Source organism: Mesorhizobium sp. B2-8-1 (genome assembly GCF_006440955.1).
GTDB lineage: Bacteria > Pseudomonadota > Alphaproteobacteria > Rhizobiales > Rhizobiaceae > Mesorhizobium.
Map to the genome: position 1 here is coordinate 550,195 of NZ_VFTX01000001.1, position 19,084 is coordinate 569,278.

Sequence of the window (19,084 nt, forward strand, 5' to 3'; positions counted from 1 at the left end):
TTTCAGTCGCCAATCGCACCCCTTTGCCCATTAACGAAACTTAATGCCGACGATGGCCGGATTGTGGCGGATTCTCCTCTCGGTCGAGTAATTTAGACTTCTCTGATATAATGGATTTCAAGGCCGCCGGTCCTATGACATGAGCGCCAGGCATTCGGACCTCCAAGAAAGACGCGATTCGATCGCTTGCCTGCGCGACCGGCATCCGGATTTGCTTCGCCACCCGGCGGTGGCTGGACAATCCACCGGTTCGCTTCACAATGGCAACAAAAGCGAGGAGCGTAAGGGAGGAACGAATGCTGGGGCTGATGCAGGAATGGCCGCTTCTTTGCCATAAGCTTATCGACAACGCAGAGCGGCAGCATGGCGCGCGAGAGATCGTATCGCGCTCGATCGAAGGTCCGATCGTGCGCACAACCTACGCCAGCATCCACCGTCGCGCCCTGAAGGTCTCCCAGCGCCTGGAGCGTGACGGCTATCGGCTGGGCGACCGCATTGCGACGCTGGCCTGGAACACGGCGCGCCACATCGAGGCCTGGTATGGCATCATGGGCATCGGCGCGATCTATCACACGCTCAACCCGCGGCTGTTTCCCGAGCAGATCGTCTGGATCATGAACCATGCCGAAGACAAGGCGGTCTTTGTCGACCTGACTTTCCTCCCTTTGATCGAGAAGATCGCCGGCGCGGTCAAGTCCCTGAAACAGGTGATCGTGCTGACCAACAGGGCGCATCTGCCGCAGACCACGCTGCCCAACGTCGTCGCCTACGAAGAATGGCTCGACGAGGCCGATGGCGATTTCGCCTGGAAAAGCTTCGACGAAGGCACCGCCGCCGGCATGTGCTATACGTCTGGAACCACTGGCGATCCAAAGGGCGTCGTCTACAGTCACCGCTCGAATGTCCTGCACGCCATGATCGCCGCCATGCCCGACGCGATGGGCCTGTCTTCGCGCGACACGATCCTGCCGGTGGTTCCGATGTTCCACGCCAATGCCTGGGGCCTTGGCCAGAGCGCACCGATGATCGGCGCCAAGCTTGTCATGCCGGGCTGCAAGATGGACGGCGCCTCCATCTATGAATTGCTCGACACCGAGAAAGTAACCTTCAGTGCCGCCGTGCCGACCGTGTGGATGATGCTGCTGCAATATCTGGAGGAGACCGGCAGGAAGCTGCCCTACCTCAACAAGGTCGTCATCGGCGGCTCGTCATGCCCACGCATCATCACCAAGAAATTCCAGGACAATTACGATGTCCAGGTCGTCCACGCCTGGGGCATGACCGAAATGTCGCCGCTCGGCACACTGTGTACGCTGAAGCCGGACTATGAAAGCCTTCAGGGTGACGCCCGGCTCGATGTCCAGGGCAAGCAGGGTTACCCGCCCTTCGGCGTCGAGATGAAGGTGACGGACGACGACGGCAACGCGCTGCCTTGGGACGGCAAGACATTCGGGCGGCTGAAGGTGCGCGGCCCCGCGGTGGCCAGCGCCTACTACGGCGGCGCCGGCTCGGAGCAGTTCGACGAGGACGGCTGGTTCGATACCGGGGATGTCGCCCACATCGACGCTGGCGGCTATATGCAGATCACCGATCGCGCCAAGGACGTCATCAAGTCCGGCGGCGAATGGATTTCGACCATCGACCTGGAGAATCTGGCCGTCGGCCATCCCGATGTCGCCGAGGCAGCCGCCATTGGCGTCCCTCATTCGAAATGGGGCGAGCGGCCTTTGCTGGTGGTTGTCCGCAAGCCGGGCAAGGAACCGACCAAAACCGATATCCTTGGTTTTCTCGACGGTAAGGTGGCCAAATGGTGGATGCCCGACGACGTCGCTTTCGTCGGCGAAATTCCGCACACCGCCACCGGCAAGATCCAGAAGATCACCTTGCGCCAGCAATTCAGCGACTATCGCTTGCCGACGGATTGACGCGATATTGCGTGTCTCGGCCTGATGCGGTCGTAAAAGGACAGTGCAGCGACGTGCACCTTTCCGGCAGGGCACGATAGCATTTCCAACTGGCGCACGATCCTCCTCGAAAATCGATTCCGATTTTGGTGGCCATGCGCTAAGTCTTCTTCGGCTTGGGATGACGCAGAGAAACATGGTCAGCATTTCGGAACGGCAAACGTCGAAGGCTGCCGGATGGTCGCGGCGCACCGCTGCTTTTTCGGCGGTGCTTTTGCTGACCGTGTTCGTCGGCCATTATTTCAACCTCGTTGAAACGCCGGTGTTCCTGTGGGTGTTGGCTATCGTCGCGCTGTTGGCGGCGCTGGCGCTGCTGTTCGCCGGATTTGCCTTCTCGAGGGTGTGGAATTTTGGCGACTATGGCGGCCGCGACATCACGGTCGGCGTCTTGCTGGCAGTGCTGGTGCTGACCCCCTATGGCATCGCCGCCTATTGGGCGACAATCTTTCCGCCGCTCAGGGATATTTCGACCGATTTCGACGAACCGCCGGCACTCGACGTCACCGGTCGCACGAAGGACATGAACGTGCTCTCGCCGCCGACGCCCGGCGAGCAGCGGTTGCAGACCGACAGCTATCCGCTTGTCACCGCGCGCAGCTACGACCTGCCGTTCGAGACCGTCGTCACTGCCGTTGAAACCGTGCTCGACCGCCGCAATTGGGATCTTACCGGACCCTATCCCGAACTCGCCGGGCAAAGCGACGTGACGATTACCGCTGTCGCCAGGAGCTTCGTGTTGGGCCTCCCCGCAGACGTGGCAATTCGCATCACGGACGACGGGGATACGGTTCTCGTCGACATGCGGTCGGCTTCCCGCTACGGCCGCTACGACCTCGGCGACAACGCTGCGCGCATCACCGACTTTCTGGCGGAGTTGGACCAGGAAGTCGCCGGCCAGGTCGGCGCGGCTCCGGCCGAATAGATGCTCGGGCCTAAGGGGCTGGCCTAAAAATGCCGTCTATGGCCGGCGCGGCGTCTGTCGCGACCAGGCCGCGCGCCACCAGATCCTCCAGATGGGCAAGCACCGACAACCCGGCGGCGCCATGCAGCCGCGGGTCGGTATCCCTGTAGATCGCCTTGACCATGTCTGCGATCGTGCGGTCGCCCGCGCGGATCCGCTCCAATATGGCCCGTTCGCGCATTTTGCGATGGGTCTTCAATCCGCGCATGAAGCCTCGCGGTGCCGTCACCGGCCCGCCGTGGCCGGGCAGCAGCAGGCGGTCACCGCGTTCGATCAGCCGGTCCAGCGAGGCCATGTAGTCCGCCATCGCCCCGTCCGGCGGCGCGACGATGGAGGTCGCCCACGCCATGACGTGGTCGGCCGAAAACAGGATGCCGGTGCCCTCCAGCGCGAATGCCGCGTGGTTGGCGGTATGGCCGGGGGTCAGGACCGTGCGGATTGCCCAGCCGTCGCCGGCGACCAGCGCGCCGTCCGGCAGCGCGAGATCGGGAACGAAAGCGGTATCGGCGCTGGCATCGAGCGCGTTGATCTCGCCAATATGCAATGGCCTTGCCGGCCGGTGCGGCCCTTCCGCCATCACCTGGGCTCCGGTCTCCTGCTTCAGCCGTGCCGCCAGCGGGGAATGGTCGCGATGCGTGTGGCTGACGAAAATGTGGCTGACCGGCCTGCCGGCGATGACGTCGAGCAAGGTGCGAAGGTGAGCGTCGTCATCCGGCCCCGGATCGATCACTGCCAGCGTATCGCGTCCGACGATGTAGCTGTTGGTGCCGTGAAAGGTGAAGGGACTTGGATTTCGGGCCGTGACGCGCTGCACGTCGGGCGCGACGCTGACGCCCCCGCCGTAGCAGGGATCGAAGCTGGTATCGAATTCGAGGGCCATGGCGGTGTCGATGCCTGTTGCGGGAATGGCAAAACCGATTGCCGCATAGCACGCAAGCCAATATAGGAAAACGCAAGACCGCGATCATCGGATGGCGGCACTCGGATGGGGAAGACCATGGCAACTGCAACGACGATGCGCCCGCTTGTTTCTCTGGCTCTGCCGCAAGATGGCGCGGCGCGGCTGGCAACGCAGTTCTTCCTGGCGATAGCCGGGACATTGCTCCTGACCCTGTCGGCCAAGACCAAGGTGGTTCTGGGGCCCGTCGATATTTCGATGCAGACGCTCGCCGTCCTGCTGATCGGGGCCGCTTTCGGCCTGCGGCTCGGCGTCGCCACCCTGCTGCTCTATATGGCCGAGGGCGCGATGGGCTTCCCGGTCTTCCAGAGCACGCCGGAAAAGGGAATTGGCATTGCCTACATGCTCGGCTCGACCGGCGGCTATCTCGCCGGCTTCGTGGTCATGGCGGCGATTGCCGGCTGGGCCGCCGATCGCGGCTGGGATCGCCATCCGATCAAGCTTTTCAACGCGATGCTGGTTGCCGAGTTCGTCATGATGGCCATGGGTTTTGCCTGGCTGGCGATGCTCATCGGTCCGGAAAAATCCTGGCAGTTCGGGGTCGTGCCGTTCATCGTCGGTGATCTGATCAAGGTTGCCCTGGCCGCAAGCCTGGTGCCCGCCGTCTGGTCGCTGCTGAAGCGCAACTGAACTAGCGATCCACTGAGGCATTCCGGGGAAGAACCTGGTTCATCCAGGTCGGACGGATGTGACTGGGAGGTCTTGGCCAAGCAGCCAGCCAGTCACCAGAGATACGAACATCCATTTACCTTCATGCGTCCAGACATTCTCGATGGCGGGCAGTAAGCCAATTTATTAGCGATAGCTTTTGAACCGCATTCAGCGACGCGATTGATAAAAAATCCTGCCGATTGCTACAGTGTAAATAGATACTTGCTGGTATCGTTACAGTGTCGTAGCTCTTGATCTTCGACTGAGTCGAACAGCCAGTAGCGAGAGGCCCGATTCCGCTTTGCGAAGGAACGGCCAAGCCAAGCGCATTATTGCAATGGCAATCGCCGACATGGCAGCTTCGAGGGGGGAAGAAGTTGAATGTCGCAACATCAACTCTTGTCGGAAGCCGGCACTTCCTGTTCAGAATTCGCTTTCAACTTATTGGCGGACTGACGTTCGCGATCGTCGCGCCGGCCCTCATCCGGATCGCCTTCAAACCCGATGCGGTCTACGTCGCCAATCTCCAGGTAACCGTCGCTGCCGCGGTCATTGCGCATGTAGCAGGCTTCCTTGCCTATCGGCGTATCGGGAATTTCCCCGGCGTGGCCGCTGCCAGCTACATCCTGCCGACATTTGTGCTGTCCTACGGGCTTGTTTTCCTGACTATTTTCTTTTTTCGTTTCGAGTACAGCCGGTTTCAGGCGGCTGCCAGCTTCACCCAGTCCACGCTCTGGTATTTTGGCCTGAGCATCATAACGCGGCATCTCGAACCGTACCGGCTGGTCGTCATTCCCGGCGGGAACGTAGAGCGCCTAAGGACACTGCCGGGAGTGCATTGGTTCTGGATCACTTCGCCTGGCACCGTCATCGAACGGGCGAATGGCGTGGTTGTCGATCTGCGGGCCGACCTTGACGCCGAATGGGAACGATACATCGCGGACCGGGCTCTTTCGGGCACGCCGGTCTACCACGTCAAGCAGGTCAGCGAGTCGCTGACCGGCCGCGTCGAGATCGAACACCTGTCGGAAAACACGCTCGGCTCGCTCAATCCGAACCAGGCCTATCTCAAGATCAAGCAGGCAATCGACTGGATCTCCGCGCTTGTCATGGTCGTGGCTCTTTCACCTTTCGTGGTGCTGATCGCGCTGCTGATCCGGCTGGACTCGGAGGGCCCGGTGCTGTTTCGCCAGCCCCGCATTGGCTACAGGGGCCGGATCTACACGGTCTACAAGTTTCGCTCGATGAGGCAGCAAGCCGGCATTGGCAGCGACAAGGACAAGGCGATTACGAAACGTGACGACGATCGCATCACCCGGATAGGGCGTTTTTTACGCAAGTTCAGGATCGACGAGCTGCCGCAGGCCATCAACATCCTGCGCGGCGAAATGAGTTGGATCGGGCCACGGCCCGAGGCTGTCGTCCTGTCGCACTGGTATGAGGCGGAATTGCCGTTCTATCGCTACCGGCACATCGTCAGGCCAGGTGTGAGCGGGTGGGCGCAAGTAAACCAGGGGCATGTCGCGGCGGTCGACGATGTGATGGAGAAATTACACTACGATTTTTACTACATAAAGAACTTCTCGCCTTGGCTTGATGTTCTCATCACCCTCAGAACCATAAAGACGATGATTACCGGCCATGGTGCGCGATAGCGGAGGCCGTGGCTGATTAAGGTTTGCCGGATAGGAAGCAAATGGACCTCGGCTCCAGGAAAATAGCTGTCATCGGGCTTGGCTATGTGGGTTTGCCGCTGGCGGTGGCCCTCGGAGCGATCAGGGACGTCGTCGGCTTCGACATCAGCCAATCGCGTGTGGATGCGCTGAGGTGTGGCGAGGATCACACGCTTGAGGCCAGCAGAGATGAAATCGACGCCGCCACGCGGCTGCGGTTCACCAGCGACAAGGTCGATCTGCGGGATTGCGGAGTTTTCATCGTCACTGTCCCCACTCCGATCGACAGGGCCAACCGGCCGGACCTGAAGCCCCTTGTCATGGCGTCCGCCACGGTCGGCGAGGTGATCTCCCCCGGTGCGGTGGTAATCTTTGAATCGACCGTCTATCCCGGCTGTACGCAAGAGGTGTGTGCGCCGCTGATCGAGAAACATTCCGGTCTGCGCTACAACGAAGACTTCTTCCTGGGCTACAGTCCTGAGCGCATCAACCCCGGCGACCGCGAGCACCGGCTGCAGACGATCGTCAAGGTCACCAGCGGCTCCACGCCGGAGGTGGCGGACGCTATCGACGCGCTCTATGCCTCGATCGTTCCCGCCGGCACGCACCGTGCCTCGAGCATCGCGGTCGCCGAGGCAGCCAAGGTCATCGAGAACACGCAACGCGATCTCAATATCGCCTTGATGAACGAATTGTCGCTGATCTTCGGCAAACTGGGCATCGACACGTCGGAGGTGCTGGAAGCGGCCGGCACCAAATGGAATTTCCTGCGCTTCAGCCCTGGTCTCGTCGGCGGCCACTGCATAGGCGTCGATCCCTATTATCTGACCCACAAGGCTCAAGAACTCGGCTATCATCCCGAGGTGATTCTTGCCGGTCGCCGCATCAACGACGGCATGGGCCGGCATGCAGCGGACCAGACGGCCCGCCTTATGATGCGCAAGGGCATACCTGTCGTTGGCAGCCGGATTCTGGTCATGGGCGCGGCCTTCAAGGAAAACTGTCCGGACTTGAGAAACTCCAAGGTCGCCGACATTGTCGCGCAGCTGAGGCAGTACAATGCCGGCATCGATATCTGGGATCCTTGGGTCGATGCGCAGGAATGCGCGCGCGCCTTTGGCGTAACGAGCTTTAAAGAGATGCCCGCCGCGCGTTACGATGGCGTTGTCGTCGCCGTGGGGCACGGGCAGTTTCACACCCTAGGCGTTGCCGGTCTTCGGGCGCTTTGCAAGGACCCTAGCGTCGTCTACGACATCAAAGGTCTATTCCCCAGGGATGTTACGGACGGGCGGTTCTGATGAAGGTTCTGGTCACCGGCGCTGCCGGCTTCATAGGCTATCACGTCGCCAGGCGGCTGCTCGAACGTGGCGACGAGGTCGTCGGCATAGACAGCATCAACGACTACTATGATCCGCAGATCAAGCAGGCGCGGCTGCGGCTTCTGGCCGAAGCAAGCCGCAACACCAATGCGGGCTACCATTTCATCCACGGTAATCTCGCAGAGCGAAACGTGGTGGACGGCTGCTTTGCCGATCACGCCTTCGACAGGGTGATCCATCTCGCCGCCCAGGCCGGCGTCCGCTACAGCCTTGAAAACCCGCACGCCTATGTCGAGAGCAACATTATCGCCTACGCCAACATGCTGGAGGCCTGCCGCAACAGCCGTGTCGGCCACCTGACCTATGCCAGCACGTCGAGCGTCTATGGCGCCAATACCGACATGCCGTTTTCCGAGCATCGCCCGGCGGATCATCCGCTGCAGTTCTACGCCGCAACCAAGCGCGCCAACGAGCTGATGGCGCACAGCTACAGCCACCTGTTCGGGCTGCCGACCACGGGCTTGCGTTTCTTCACAGTGTACGGCCCTTGGGGACGTCCCGACATGGCGCTGTTCCTGTTCACCAGGAACATCCTGGCCGGCGAGCCGATCAAGCTGTTCAACAACGGCAATCATACACGCGACTTCACCTATGTCGAAGATATCGCCGAAGGCGTGATCCGCACCAGCGACAGCCCCGCCGCGGCTAACCCCGCCTGGGATTCCGGTCATCCGGATCCTGCGACGAGCAGCGCGCCTTGGCGCATTTTCAACATCGGCAACAACAACCCGGTGAAGCTGACCGCCTATGTCGAGGCGCTTGAAAACGCGCTTGGCCGCAAGGCCATCGTGGAGCTCTTGCCGCTGCAGGCCGGCGACGTGCCTGACACTTTCGCCGATACTTCGGCGCTGCAGGCGGCGGTCGGCTATCGTCCCGGCACGTCCGTGACGGAGGGCGTCGGGCGGTTCGTCGAATGGTACCAGGCCTATTTTGAGCGGAGGTAGGGGGAGGTCACGTCTTGTCCACGAAATCGATGACGGGATAGCGTCTTTGCTGCGGGGTTTTGTTCGCACGAACGTGGCGGTCTCAGAGTGTCTGGACCGAGCCTTGCCGCTACGGCTGCGCGTGGATGGCAACCACGCCTTTGCTGCGGAAATCGCACCGGTGCTCTTTACACCTAACGCACTGGTCTATGATCTGGGCGGAGGAGCAAGGCCGCTTGTAAGCCTAGCCGAGAAGCGTCGTCTGGGGCTGGTTGTCGTCGGAGTGGACCGCGATGCCAAGGAACTGTCGAAGGCTCCGGGCGAGATCTATGACGAGCGGATCGAGGCGGACCTTACTTCGTTCAGGGGGAAGGGAGATGCCGATCTGGTCATATGCCAGGCCACTCTGGAGCACGTCCGCGACGGCGAAGGCGCATTTCGCGGCATTGCCAGCTGCGTAAGGCCGGGCGGCACGGTCGCCATTTTCTCGCCTTCACGCAACGCCGTTTTCGCCAGGCTCAATCGGGTCTTGCCCGAGGCGATCAAGCGTCGCCTGCTGTTTGCGGTCTATCCGGACAAGGGCAGGGGGCACGACGGCTTCCCAGCCTTCTATGACAGATGCCTGCCGAGCGAGGTGGAAAGGATCGCAGCGCAAAATGGCCTGGAGCTTGTCCAGCGTCATCTGTTCTGGAGGAGTTCATACTTCTACGCTTTCGTGCCGGCCTTCCTTGTCTGGCGCCTCTGGCTAGGTCTCTCGGCGCTTCTCATCGGGAAGGATGCGGCCGAAACCTACGCCTATGTCTTTCGGCGAAGACATTGATCACCCGAGGGATATTCTCCGCTTTGGTGGACCCGAACGCGACGGGCTGTCTCCCTGGTATCCGGGTGGAGCATCGCTCATCGCGCACGGTCAGGCGCAAGCAAAAAGCTTTCGCCGTGACCGGCCAGGAAAGGTGGCGAACCGAGTGACGTGCACGCGCCAAGACAAGAGATCGCCAGGCAACCCAGCAGCTCGGATTGCTATCTTCATTCCCTCTCTTCGTGCTGGCGGCACCGAGCGGGCAATGCTCACCCTGGCCAGCGAATTTGGCCGGCGCGGCTTGCCGATCGATCTGGTGCTTGGGTGTGCGACGGGCGAGTATCTCGCTTTGGTTCCGAAGACGATAAGGATACAGGACCTCCGAGCCTCGCGGTTGCTGTTTTCCGTATTGGCTTTGATCCGGTATTTGAGGCGGGAGCAGCCGCGGGTGATGCTGACGGCGTTACCCCATGCCAATATCGTTGGCATCGTCTCGTCCATGCTCTCGCTGCGCCGGATACCGATCGTGATATCCGAAAGGAGCAATCTTTCCAGGACCGTCGCGGATACGAAGCTGGTTCGTGAGAAGTTTCTGCCATTTCTCATGCGGCTGACCTATGGTCGTGCCGACACGATCATCACTGTATCGCATGGCGTCGCGGAAGACCTGATCCAGAGCATCGGGGTCCACCGGAGTTCCGTCAAAACGATCTACAATCCGCTGGACATCAAACATGTTGAAGAGCAGGCGGATGAACCGCTCGATCACCCCTTCGCGGTCGAGGATGGCAGGATCTTGCTGGTGGCCGTTGGGCGGCTTGATTTCGCAAAAGACCATGCCACGCTCATAAGCAGCTTCGCGCGGATTGCGACGAAGAGGGCCGTCAAATTGGCCATTGTCGGGGAAGGACCGCTGCGGGGATCGCTTCAAACCCTGATCGACGAACTCGAGCTGAATTCTTCGGTCGCTCTGGTCGGCTTTTCGAAGAATCCGTATCCGTGGATGCGGCGGGCAGCGTTGTTTCTTCAATCCTCCCGCAGGGAGGGATTTCCAAACACGATCATCGAAGCAATGGCTTGCGGGACCAACGTGGTGAGCACCAACTGCGAAAGCGGTCCGGCCGAGATTCTGGAGGACGGCAAGTGGGGGCGTCTCGCCGCGGTCGGAGATGCCCAGGGTTTTGCGGCAGAAGTGATGGCCGCCCTTGATGAAACTGATCCTCCGGACGTCAGGCGTCGGGCGCGGGATTTCAGTGTCGAAAAGGTGGCCGACGCCTACCTGCTCGCGATGGGTGTCGATCCCACGAACGCCGTGGGGAAGGAGCGGTCGTATTAAGATCCTGCACGTCATCACCGGACTTGAGAACGGCGGCGCCGAGGCAGCGCTGTACCGCCTGTGCACGGCCGAGCGCAGCCATTCCCATTTTGTCGTCTCGCTTTCGGGTGACGGAAATATGGCCCGTTGCTTCGCGCGGCCAAAATACCGCTCGCCTGCCTGGCGATGCCAAAGGGAAGGTTGAGTCTCAAGGGGCTCGCCTCGCTCAGGCGCGTGTTCTCGACTTATCGGCCGGACGTGGTTCAGTGCTGGATGTATCACGCCAACCTCGTCGGAGGCGTCCTGGCGCGGCTTGGCGGCATCAGGCCGGTTCTTTGGGGGATGCACAATTGCGGACTGGATCCGCGGGCGGCCTCCTTTACGACCAGGGCCGTGGACAGGATATGCGCTCTCATATCCGGTATCATCCCGGCTCGGATTGTCAGTTGCTCGCAAAATGCATCGCGGCGCCACATCCATGCAGGATATTCGAGCTCGAACTGGACGATCATACCGAATGGCTACGATCTGGCCGTGTTCGAGCCGGACGACGGGGCGCGCGCGCGGCTCCGTCGGGATTGGTCGATAGGTGATGGCCAGTTCGTTATCGGAAATGTCGCTCGTTGGCATCCCGACAAGGACCACCAGAATCTCTTCGCTGCCCTGTCCAGGCTGTCGATGCACAAGAGCCTTCCCTTCAAATGTGTTCTTGCCGGCCCGGGTATGACGGCTGAAAACACTGCGCTTGCCGTGCTGTTGGAGCGCTATGATGTTCGCCACAAGGTGAAGCTTCTCGGGCCGAGCGACGACATTGCCGGTTTGATGAATGCATTCGACATTCATGTGCTGGCCTCCAGCAGCGAAGCCTTTCCGAACGTGGTTGCCGAGGCGATGGCATGCGGCACGCCATGCGTGGGAACGGACGTCGGGGACATCGCGATGCTTGTCGGCAACACGGGATTGATCGTTCCGCCGCGGAACCCTGACGCGTTATCGCGTTCCATCGAGATCATGGCTTCGGAAATCCAGGATACCCGGTCTTGGGCGAGCAGGCGGCAAGCATGTCGCGACCGCATCGCTGCGGATTTCTCGCTTGAGCGGATGGCGCACTCGTATGGCTTGCTGTGGGAGAAATCGTCCCTGAGCCGCTAAGGGGTGAGAACAATTCGAATATTCAGATGGCGATGGAACGAAAGTGAAGCACCTCAAACGAGATTATTTTGTTTCACCATTTGCGCTCACGCCGCAAATGTTGTTGCTTTTGTCGAGCTTGGTCTACTTTGTGCCATTCGTCACCGGGGGATTTCAGTATGTTGATGTCGGCAGAAGGAAGTATGATTTCATATATCACGCGGGCACTGGATATGCCATTGCGCTTTCTCTTTCTTGCATTGCTGCCGCGATGCTGGTCTTCATGCCAAGGCGTCAAGATTTCGAAGTCGAAGGCGACGTTCGGGGAGAGTCGATCGTAATAATTGTGATGCTGGTGGTGTTCGGTGGGATTTCGATAGCAAATCCGGCACTTTTTTCGGCCTCAAAGGCCGATGTTTTGTCATCTACCGGGCGGATCCAGTATGTATTTTACAACAGCTGCATCATCGGCATGGTGTTCGGAGCCCTGTCGGGGTGGAAGAAATCCAGGCTGGTCATCATCTTGAGCTGCCTGGGACTGATGCTTACGCTCTATATCGGGCATCGCTCTTCGGTTGCGATCGCGATTTTAGCTTGTTTGTACATAAGGTACAGGAACATTTTCCTGCTTTTGATCAGGAAAAGATACATAATTGGAGGAATTGGCGCATTCTTTTTTCTTGCAGTGTACAAGGCAGTATATGCCGCAATAAAAGCAGGAAATTTTGAACTTGTAGGTCAGAAAATACAATTCGACCAATTGTCCGATTCCGCTCTCGTGGGGTTGGAGCAGTTCGTGACATTGGCTCACCTGGATCTGGTCGTGAAATATGACTACACCTTGCCGTGCTCGAATCTTTGGCTGGTGCCTCTTTCTCTGTTTCCGTTCTCGGATACGGTCTTTGGCAAGGACGGATGCACCTACAACGAGCAGGTTCAGCCGTTCCTATTTCCGGGTTACAGTGGTGGCGTCGCTGCAAACATCTGGGCGGAGTTCTTTGCCAATTTCGGGTATGCCGGATTTCCGCTGCTCGTTGTCATTCTGTCGCTCGTGTGTGTTGCCGTCGAGGCGATAATCCGCAATGTGCGCAGCGCGACGCTCAAGGCCGGGCTGATCGTGGCCATCGTCCATCTCACATTCTACATCCAGCGCAAGGAGCTGCTTGGCGCCTTCATCTCCGCCAAGCGAGCCGTTCTCGTTGCGCTTTTCATTTTTGGCTTGGTTTATGTGCACCGGAAGTGTTTTCCACCGGCCTCCGCCGAGGTGATGGCGCAGGGGGCGCGGGCCTTGCGCCGAGACAATGGCTGAGGACGTGACGGCGGTCGCCAAGCCTTCCGGATGGATGCGCGCGCGGCGGGTTGCCCGCGACGTTACGTTTACGACGTCCGCAAGCGGAGTGGCCGCGTTGTGCTCCATCCTTGCACTGGCGCTCAACGCACGGTCGCTGGGTCCGGGGAATTTTGGCACACTCGCCGTAATTCAGGCCTATGTGGCGTTCGTTTCCGGCCTATGCACGTTCGAGAGCTGGCAGCTAGTGATCAGGCTGTGCGCGAGGTCGCCTTTGCGTCTGGGACCGGCGGCATCTTGCGGAATTGCCCTCGATGTTTCAGCCGCCCTTCTCGCCACGGTCCTGGCGATAGGCGGGATCTTGCTGTTTGGAGAAGCTGTTGGCGTGTCGCGGGATAATCGCCTTCTGGCGATTATCTACAGCCTCACCTTGTTGGCGAGTCTTTCGGGTACGCCGAAAGGTGTGCTTCGGCTGAACGGCCGGTACCACGTCATTGCCGGCAATCAACTCATGCAAGGGCTTGCCGTGGTGGTTGCCTCTCTCGTCCTTTGGATCCTCGATGCCTCATTGCCGGATTATGTAATCGTGCTGGCAGCGGTCGGCGCATTCTACAACCTGACGCTGTTCGTTCGCATGCTGCTCTATGCCAGGCAGGAGCACATCGAACTGCTCAACCCGCTTCGCTCCCGGTCCAAACGCCGTTTCTTCTGGGCGTTTCTTGCCATGGCCACGGGGACCAGTCTGCTCTCGACGCTTGTGAGCGCCAGGCGGCATCTCGCATTGTTCCTTGTCGCGGGCCTGCTGGGAGAGGTCGCCGCGGGCTCCTATTCGCTCGCATCGCGCCTGGCGACGATGGTTTCCCGGCTGACCGGTCCCTTGAACCAGGTGATCTTTCCCGAAATCGCGAAACTGTCCAGGCAAGAGCCTCCTTCTCGTCTATACCGCTTGAACGCCCGCATCACCGTGGTTTCGGCATGCGCTGCCACCGGCATGGCAGTCGTGGGGGTGCTGCTGCAAAACCCCATCGTCCTTCTGGCTGGCGGTTCGGCCTACGCCGAAGCTTCGCTGCTCTTTGCCATTTTGTTCGCGGCCGAATGCTTCGGCCTCGCTGGAATGCATCTCAATCCGTTGATCCAGGTCCTGGCCGGCACGAAGCCGCTTTTGAAAATCACGGCGCTGGCGATCGCCATCTATGTGCCGCTTTGCCTGGCTTTGTCCGGATGGATCGGAATTTCAGGCGTCGCCTGGGCCGGCTTGCTCGTATCGGCGGCGGTCTATGCGGCGATGATGGTGGTTTCGCACCTATTGTTGAAAAGGCGGATCCGCCTGGCGGAAGATATCTGAAGGCTAATGTTTTGAGATACTTGTTTTGCCTGCCAAGATACCACACCAATGCGGTACCTTGGGTTCGCATTCTCACTTCGGCGGGACACCATGTTGCGGTCGACGTAGTCGAAACGAGCGTCACCGAGAATCACGCTCTTGTTTCTGCCAACGTGATGGCTCCATCCGCGCTGTCCCGGATGATCATGCGTCGGCGCTCGAGCAACATTCCGAATTCGCCTTTTTCCTTTCCCGGCGTCTTTTCCTACTGGAAGCGTTTGCAGGCCGAAGACCCCGACGTGGTGATCATCCGCGGAGTGACGCGATGGTTTTGCAGGGTCGCGGCACTCTGTTCAATTCTGCAAGGGCGCAGGCTGGTCATCTACGACCAGGAGGACGCCAAGCCCAGCGCATGGAGTGGCACATGGGTTCGAAGAGCCGTCTTTCATGGCCTAGGCATCCCGCATTTCACCTCACGGCTTTCGCCAAATCTTGGCCCGGCCAAGCTCGGCGATGCCATGTCCCTGCCATTCGGGAGCCCTTTCGAGCCGGCCCGGACTGAAGGCCTGGAAAGCAGGCCATTGCAGTGGCCGCCTCGAATCCTGATGGTGGCAAAATACCGGGAGCGTAAGGGGCACAGTTTGCTTCTGAGGGCGTTGTCCGCGATTTCATCCATGCCCTTCTCCCTGACATTCTGCGGCGAGGAGGCAACGAACGCCGACACGGCTTTCTGTCAGGCCTTGCGGCGCGAGGCTCAGGCGCTTGGCGTGGCGGACAGGCTTCGGTTTCAAAACAACATTGCGCATGACGACATGATCTCGGTCTTTTCCGGTCATGATCTCTTGATACTGCCCTCGCGGGCTGAACCCGCGGCGGTGTCTCCCATCGAGGCGGCCTGGGCGGGATGTGCCGTGCTGATGTCGCGAGACAGCGGCACGAGGTACTACATGCCCGAGGGGGCAGCTTTCGATTTCAACCCCGACGATCCGCAAGACATCGCACGCGCGGTCGCGAGGCTGATCGCTCGGCCACAGGATCTGGGGCCTGCAAGGGACGCCTGCTTCGCCCGCATCTCATCGCTCGCCAGTGACGACGAGATCTTGCGGCTGTTCGAGACCTTTGGGCCGGGCAGGGCACGACTGCATACAAGACGGTGAGCGAAACGGCATTGGGGGAGGCGGGGACGATGCTTGGGATCGGAAGAAAGATAATCATCTCCATCAACACGTCCTGGAATGTCGTCAATTTCCGCAAAGGCCTCATCGAGGCGCTGCAAGGGCGGGGCTATGAAGTGGTGGTTGCGGCGCCCAGGGACGAGTATTCGCGCCTGATCCCGCCGATGGGCTGCCGGTATGTCGAAATCGAGATGGATAATTCCGGCACCTCGCCGTTTCGCGACATGGTGCTTCTGTGGCGCTACTGGCGCCTGCTGCGCCGCGAGAGGCCGCTGGCGTTTGTCGGCTTCACCATCAAGCCCAACGTGTTCGGATCGCTGGCGGCAAACCTCAATGGCATCCCGGTCATAAACAATGTTTCAGGGCTCGGCACGGTTTTCGTCCGTGGCGGCCTTCTCCAGAAAATTGCCAAGGTCCTGTACCGGCTGGCGCTGGCCCGTTCGAAAATAGTCTTCTTTCAGAATGACGACGACAGGATGCTGTTCGTCAGCGAGCGCCTAGTCCGCAAGGAACTGACCGCGCTGCTGCCGGGCTCCGGGGTCGACCTTATTCGCTTCTCTCCGGCGCCCCGCCAAAGCCAATCGTCCGGCGCGATCGTCTTTCTGCTGGTGGCCAGGCTTCTCTGGGACAAGGGCGTGGGCGAGTTCGTCGAGGCAGCTCGTCAGATGCGCCGCAACATGCCCGGCGCGCGCTTCCAGCTTCTTGGATTCCTCGATGTCGAGAACCGCACAGCGGTCAGCCGTGCGCAGGTCGAGCGATGGGCAGGCGAAGGCCTGGTCGAGTATCTCGGAACCACCGACGACGTCCGTCCCTTCCTGGACGCGGCCGATTGCGTCGTCTTGCCCTCCTACAGGGAAGGAACGCCGCGCTCGCTGCTGGAAGCAGCCGCGATGGGCAAGCCGCTGATCGCGTCAGATGTGCCCGGCTGCAGGGAGGTGGTGGACCACGGCGTCAACGGCCTGCTGTGCAAGGTGAAAGACGCAGGCGACCTGGCAAGCAAGATGCTCGAATTCGCAACGATGGACGCCGCATCCAGGAACAGGATGGGCATGGAGAGCCGAAGCAAAGTGGAGCGGCAGTTTTCGGAACGGATCGTCATAGAGTGCTACATGACGCAGATAGGGAAGCTCAATGCCTCGCCAGGCGATGAACCGGCCGGCGTGTAGTTGAACGCGGTTGAAGTTCGAGCCGAGGAGATCAGGCATTCAAGCAGGCGCTAAGCTTGTCTTGCTGCATTGCAGATCGGGACTCGGCTTTCGAGGGGGCTCGGCTTTGATCAAGTTGGGCTCGGTGTAATCAGGATGAAAAGGGAACCGTAATTTCTCTTTGGAGGGCCAGACATCCATCGCCGACAGCTCGGGATTATTTATACGTAATTGCTAAAATGGCGCGTTGTTCAGGTCAAACTTCTCCGCATCGTGCGACACGGGTTGGAATTGTGGCAAAAAAATGTTAGGCGCTGATGTCACCACCTTTTGATCTGGCATATCCGGGATGATTTGAAGGAAAGGCGAAACGGATGAATGTCATCATTAGAACCGCAGTGAGCGCGTTGGTTGCCGCGAGCGGTTTCACTTCGGTTTCATCTTTCGCCCAGGACGTATCCTGCAGCTGCGCTGCCGCCTATCGCGGCCCGGCGAGTGCGATTGGATCCATTCGTTCCGCCGATGGCGACGTGATGGTCTCACAGTCGGTCGGCTATGGTCCTGCAAAGGCGGGGAGCACTCTCGGCCTTGGCAGTCGGGTGGTAGTCGGTACCAAGGGTTCGGCATCCGTACTTGTTGGCGGCTGCAACATGAATGTACCGGCGAATTCCAGTCTGGATGTTTCACGCGTGGGCGGCAACATCTGTCTGAAACTCGTGGGTTCAGAACGGACGGCGGCCATCCAGCCGTCCGGTGGCACAAGTGGGTTTGGCCTGCCCGAAGGGATTTTCGCCGGTGCGCTTGTCACCAGCGGTGTGTTGGCGGCGACGCAGGATGACGACAAAGCGGTCAGTCGCTGAGGGGCGGACCACCGTGAGTGCTGGTGAGTTCTTTGAGTGTTGTTGATCGAAGGGGTGCGTAAGCGATCCGTTCCGGGGGCGGGTCGTTGGTTCGAAGGGGGGTAGAAATGACCGGGCGTCATCGGGTTGGGGTTGTCTTCGCTTTTATCACGCTCGCCGGGGGAGGTGCCTGGTTTACAGCGTCCGATGCTGTTGCCCAGTCGGCACAGACATGTTCGTGCCTGGCCGCTGCGCCCGTGTCTGGCATTGTCGGCCAGTTCACCCAAGTCCGGGGTGATGTGCAGATGTCGCAGGCCGGCGGTTACGCCGGGGTGGGCGCGGGAGCGCCGATTTATCCAGGCGCGCGCATCATGACCGGGCCGCAAGCATCGGCTTCTTTGGCCATCGGCGCCAATTGCGCGCTTGATGTTCCGGCCAACGCGACCGTCAGCATCAATCCGGTGCAAGGCGGTATGTGCGTCTCGCTTGATGCGCAGGAAGCTGCTACCGGACCTGCCAATTCCGGACCTGGCATTTTGCCGGTGCTGTTGGGCGCCGGCGCGGTTGGTGGCGGCGCCGCACTGGCTATTGGACTACAGGATGACGACGACGCAGTCAGCCGCTAGGCAAGGTCTGGTCTCGCCGGTTTGCGCAAGCTCGGGCGCGATAGTGCAGAACCAGTTGCTCACGCCATCGGAAAAACGAGCGAAGAAGCCGGGAGCCAGCTGTGCGGGCCATTTCGATGGGCCGCCCAAGCTGTTCAAAAGTGGGGCTCTGTGATGGGCATTCTCGATCTCGGGGGAAGTGGCGTGGAGATGCCGGCATTGCTTGTACTGCTCGCCCTCTCTGCTTGCGCGAGCAGTTCATCATCGTCCACGAGCTCTGTCGATGCGCTGCAGCCGACATCGTCCTCAACGGCGCTTGCCGGGGGCGGCGCGCTACAGATGGTGAAGGATCTGCCGGCACCGCAGAATACACAAAACGGCAGCGAGCAGCCGCTGTCTGCCAACGATGTACTCGAAGTCAGCGTATTCCAGGTCGACAACCTGAACAGGACGGTTCAGGTGGACGCCGGCGGCCAGATTTCCCTTCCGCTTATCGGGACGATGACAGCGGCCGGCAAGACGGTCCGCCAGCTCGAAAAGGATATCGAGACAGCCTATGGCGCAAAATATCTGCAATCGCCGGATGTGACGATTTTCGTCAAGGAATCGATAGGCCAGCGCATCACGGTCGACGGTGAGGTCAACAGGGCCGGCATCTATCCGGTGTCCAGCAGCGCCTCCTTGCTGGATGCGATCGCCCTTGCCGGAGGCTTCAACGCCATCGGCGATGCCGGCAAGGTCTTCGTCTACCGCAATGTCGGTCAAAACAAGCTGGTCGCAAACTACAATGTCGAGGAAATCCGCGCCGGCAAGAATCGCAACCCGCGCATCTATGGCGGCGACGTGGTCGTGGTTTTCGCTTCGAAGTCGAAAATCGCAATGAACAATTTGAAGGATGCCCTGGGCCTCGCGTCGAGCGCGGCCCGAATTGCGGTCATGCCGTAAGGGAGGCCT

Annotated in this window: 17 protein-coding genes; 16 read left to right on the forward strand and 1 reads right to left on the reverse strand. The window is 60.1% G+C overall.

The window, feature by feature from the left end; translation table 11 throughout:
* Window positions 1–296: 296 nt before the first annotated feature.
* Together FJ428_RS02730 and FJ428_RS02735 are read left to right on the forward strand one after the other, a co-directional pair.
* Window positions 297–1,925: a fatty-acid--CoA ligase gene (locus tag FJ428_RS02730; protein WP_140878881.1), complete on the forward strand. Its 1,629-nt coding sequence runs from the start codon at window positions 297–299 to the stop codon at window positions 1,923–1,925.
* Window positions 1,926–2,100: 175 nt separating this feature from the next.
* The gene (locus FJ428_RS02735; protein ID WP_140494907.1) at window positions 2,101–2,886 is read left to right on the forward strand and encodes a DUF1499 domain-containing protein; all 786 of its coding nucleotides are present in this window, start codon (window positions 2,101–2,103) and stop codon (window positions 2,884–2,886) included.
* Window positions 2,887–2,896: 10 nt separating this feature from the next.
* On the opposite strand, the gene FJ428_RS02740 is transcribed toward FJ428_RS02735, so the two are convergent.
* The gene (locus FJ428_RS02740; protein WP_140818662.1) at window positions 2,897–3,805 is read right to left on the reverse strand and encodes an MBL fold metallo-hydrolase; all 909 of its coding nucleotides are present in this window, start codon (window positions 3,803–3,805) and stop codon (window positions 2,897–2,899) included.
* Window positions 3,806–3,922: 117 nt separating this feature from the next.
* Between FJ428_RS02740 and FJ428_RS02745 the strand changes: the two genes are divergently transcribed.
* The 14 genes from FJ428_RS02745 (at window position 3,923) to FJ428_RS02810 (ending at window position 19,075) form a co-directional block, all read left to right on the forward strand.
* Entirely contained in the window at window positions 3,923–4,513 is a 591-nt protein-coding gene (locus tag FJ428_RS02745; protein WP_140494902.1) for a biotin transporter BioY, read from the forward strand.
* Window positions 4,514–4,911: 398 nt separating this feature from the next.
* The gene (locus FJ428_RS02750) at window positions 4,912–6,189 is read left to right on the forward strand and encodes a sugar transferase (RefSeq protein ID WP_140520791.1); all 1,278 of its coding nucleotides are present in this window, start codon (window positions 4,912–4,914) and stop codon (window positions 6,187–6,189) included.
* Window positions 6,190–6,230: 41 nt separating this feature from the next.
* Window positions 6,231–7,505 carry a nucleotide sugar dehydrogenase gene (locus tag FJ428_RS02755; protein WP_140624468.1) on the forward strand — a complete coding sequence of 425 codons (1,275 nt, stop codon included), beginning with the start codon at window positions 6,231–6,233 and terminating at the stop codon, window positions 7,503–7,505.
* On the forward strand, window positions 7,505–8,530 hold the full coding sequence (locus tag FJ428_RS02760) for an NAD-dependent epimerase (protein ID WP_140514855.1): 1,026 nt from the start codon (window positions 7,505–7,507) through the stop codon (window positions 8,528–8,530). Before FJ428_RS02755 ends, FJ428_RS02760 begins: the two co-directional genes overlap by 1 nt.
* A gap of 46 nt (window positions 8,531–8,576) precedes the next feature.
* A complete protein-coding gene (locus FJ428_RS02765) occupies window positions 8,577–9,329 on the forward strand; it encodes a methyltransferase domain-containing protein (RefSeq protein ID WP_181167188.1) in 753 nt (250 codons plus the stop codon).
* Window positions 9,307–10,644 (forward strand): glycosyltransferase, encoded by a 1,338-nt coding sequence (locus FJ428_RS02770; RefSeq protein WP_181167189.1) that lies wholly within the window; start codon window positions 9,307–9,309, stop codon window positions 10,642–10,644. Before FJ428_RS02765 ends, FJ428_RS02770 begins: the two co-directional genes overlap by 23 nt.
* 126 nt (window positions 10,645–10,770) lie before the next feature.
* Window positions 10,771–11,775 (forward strand): glycosyltransferase, encoded by a 1,005-nt coding sequence (locus FJ428_RS02775; protein WP_140878883.1) that lies wholly within the window; start codon window positions 10,771–10,773, stop codon window positions 11,773–11,775.
* A gap of 43 nt (window positions 11,776–11,818) precedes the next feature.
* A complete protein-coding gene (locus FJ428_RS02780; protein WP_140878884.1) occupies window positions 11,819–13,063 on the forward strand; it encodes a hypothetical protein in 1,245 nt (414 codons plus the stop codon).
* 34 nt (window positions 13,064–13,097) lie between these two features.
* On the forward strand, window positions 13,098–14,387 hold the full coding sequence (locus tag FJ428_RS02785; RefSeq protein WP_224718667.1) for a lipopolysaccharide biosynthesis protein: 1,290 nt from the start codon (window positions 13,098–13,100) through the stop codon (window positions 14,385–14,387).
* A gap of 185 nt (window positions 14,388–14,572) precedes the next feature.
* Window positions 14,573–15,523, forward strand: a complete 951-nt coding sequence (locus tag FJ428_RS30170) for a glycosyltransferase family 4 protein (protein ID WP_181167190.1) — start codon at window positions 14,573–14,575, stop codon at window positions 15,521–15,523.
* A 29-nt stretch (window positions 15,524–15,552) separates the two neighbouring features.
* Complete coding sequence (locus tag FJ428_RS02795; RefSeq protein ID WP_140878887.1) at window positions 15,553–16,707, forward strand: glycosyltransferase family 4 protein; 1,155 nt, start codon at window positions 15,553–15,555, stop codon at window positions 16,705–16,707.
* 353 nt (window positions 16,708–17,060) lie between these two features.
* On the forward strand, window positions 17,061–17,546 hold the full coding sequence (locus tag FJ428_RS02800) for a hypothetical protein (protein WP_140494880.1): 486 nt from the start codon (window positions 17,061–17,063) through the stop codon (window positions 17,544–17,546).
* Between the two features lie 107 nt (window positions 17,547–17,653).
* Window positions 17,654–18,151 carry a hypothetical protein gene (locus tag FJ428_RS02805; RefSeq protein ID WP_140494878.1) on the forward strand — a complete coding sequence of 166 codons (498 nt, stop codon included), beginning with the start codon at window positions 17,654–17,656 and terminating at the stop codon, window positions 18,149–18,151.
* 21 nt (window positions 18,152–18,172) lie between these two features.
* On the forward strand, window positions 18,173–19,075 hold the full coding sequence (locus FJ428_RS02810) for a polysaccharide biosynthesis/export family protein (protein WP_224519063.1): 903 nt from the start codon (window positions 18,173–18,175) through the stop codon (window positions 19,073–19,075).
* Window positions 19,076–19,084: the final 9 nt, after the last annotated feature.